The sequence below is a fragment of the Pseudoneobacillus rhizolycopersici genome (assembly GCF_054786815.1).
This window is the reverse complement of the sequence record NZ_JBTOOE010000260.1, coordinates 1-228: the sequence shown is the minus strand read 5'-3', so window position 1 is coordinate 228 and position 228 is coordinate 1. Positions and strand designations below refer to the sequence as shown.

Sequence of the window (228 nt, the reverse complement as noted above, 5' to 3'; positions counted from 1 at the left end):
ATGGAAACGTATGTGCAATAAGGCAGCTCGGGAGCCTTCACGGCATGGGTCTCGCCCACCTTCACCGCCACGGGCACGCGGTCGATGACAATACCGCGGGAATCGCGGCACACATATGTGACATTATGCGCAACGCGCTCATATGTCACAGTGACCGTGTTGCCGCTAACCTTGGCCGACTTCACCGTATGATTTTCTATCTCGGGCAGACCGGACTTCAGATCCGTG

General features: G+C 56.6%; 1 protein-coding gene. It reads right to left on the bottom strand.

Annotated features, from left to right (window positions below; translation table 11 throughout):
* Nucleotides 1–228 (bottom strand): hypothetical protein (locus ACX9YW_RS23660; RefSeq protein WP_460351265.1); only part of this gene is annotated, 228 nt, incomplete at both ends.